1 protein-coding gene is annotated in these 1,814 nt (G+C 31.7%); it reads left to right on the top strand.

Annotation, left to right across the window (positions count from 1 at the left end):
- The first annotated feature begins 205 nt into the window (after positions 1–205).
- Complete coding sequence (locus J5G60_RS18155) at positions 206–1,726, top strand: YifB family Mg chelatase-like AAA ATPase (protein ID WP_150355903.1); 1,521 nt, start codon at positions 206–208, stop codon at positions 1,724–1,726.
- The last annotated feature ends 88 nt before the right edge of the window (positions 1,727–1,814 follow it).

The raw sequence follows: 1,814 nt of genomic DNA, 5'->3' as shown, positions 1-1,814 counted from the left end.
ATATATTATTTTTTATTTTATTCGATACTTTAACAGAAGCAAACCACAGATCATATATGTTCATAAATAATTCACATCCTATAAATATAATTATGTAAAAATTATGTTCACAATCCCATTATTTTATTCAAAATTTACAGTGTTTTATCTTTAAAAGTTTAAAACAAAATATTATTGTCAAGAATTAAGCAGAGGTGATAATAATATGGCTATCAAATTAAATACATCTTCCTTTTTAGGCATAGATGGAAGTATAGTTTCAGTAGAAGTAGACATTGAAAGAGGGCTTCCCTCCTTCAACATAGTTGGCCTGGCAGACACTTCTGTAAAAGAGTCTAAAGAAAGAGTAAAAGCTTCAATAATAAATTCAGGATTTGAATTTCCTATAAAAAAAATAGTAGTAAATTTAGCTCCAGCAGATATGAAAAAAGCAGGTTCTCTGTTTGATCTTCCTATAGCCGTTGGTATACTTATATGCACAGGGCAAATGAATTTTTATGATTGGGAAGATTTTTTAATACTAGGTGAATTGTCCTTATCCGGCAATTTAAATAAAGTAAGGGGTGTACTCCCAATAACATTAGAGGGTATAAAAAACAATATAAAAAATTTTATAGTTCCTATTGAAAATGCAGAGGAATGCTCTTCTATAAAAGGAGTAAATTGTTACGCATTTGAGAATTTAAAGCAAATAGTATATTTTATAAAATACAGGGATCTACTTCCTTATAAGCATAAAAGGGTGTCATCTAAAATTCCACATTCCACTCTGGACTTTTCAGATGTATTTGGGCAGGAAAGTTGCAAAAGAGCCCTGGAAGTAGCTTCTGCTGGAAATCATAATGTACTCATGGCTGGCCCGCCTGGCTCTGGTAAAACTATGATGGCCAGGAGAGTTCCAACTATACTTCCAAATTTGAATTACGAAAAATCCCTAGAAGTCACTAAAATATACAGCGTTACTGGAAATTTAAATACAAACGAAGGTCTTATAACCAAACCACCCTTTAGAAGTCCCCATCACACCATCACAGCAGCTGCTCTCATAGGAGGTGGAAATAATTTAATGCCCGGTGAGATATCTTTAGCGCACAATGGTGTACTTTTTTTGGATGAAGTACTTGAATTCAAAAAAAATGTGCTGGAAGTTTTAAGACAGCCTTTAGAAGAAAAGAGAATAACAATAAACAGATGCTCTGGCAGAGTCTCCTTCCCATGCAACTTCATGACCATAATGGCCACCAACCCATGTCCTTGTGGAAACTTTGCTTCTGGTAAACATTGTACATGTACAGATTATGAGAGAAAGAGGTATATATCAAAACTATCAAGTCCCTTTATGGATAGAATAGATCTATTTACTTTCGTAACCTCTTTAAACTTCAAAGACATCCAGAATTCCAAAAAAAGCGAATCTTCTAAATCAATAAGAAAACGAGTGGAAGACGCCAGAAAAATTCAGAAGAAAAGATTCATGAATCATGGAATACAGTATAATTCAGAAATGAACAGCACTTTAATTAAAAAATACTGTAAACTCAATAAAAAATCTATAGAAATACTTGCAAAAATTTATTCTAAATATAAATTGACAACTAGAGCTTACAGTAAAATTCTAAAAGTTTCCAGGACAATAGCAGACTTAGATCACAGTGAATGTATAAACGAATCCCACTTAACTGAAGCACTGTGCTACAGGAAGTTTACTGGTGGTGGTTACATGTAAAGTCAATTAATTATATTTACTTTAATTTCTATTTTAGCTAAAAATATCTTTATTTATATTTACAATAATTGTATAATATATATAATTT

The sequence above is a fragment of the Clostridium sp. HV4-5-A1G genome (assembly GCF_900184915.1).
Taxonomy (GTDB): Bacteria; Bacillota; Clostridia; order Clostridiales; family Clostridiaceae; genus Clostridium_B; species Clostridium_B aromativorans.
The sequence above is the reverse complement of the archived record's forward strand: the minus strand, read 5'-3'. Positions and strand labels throughout refer to the sequence as shown.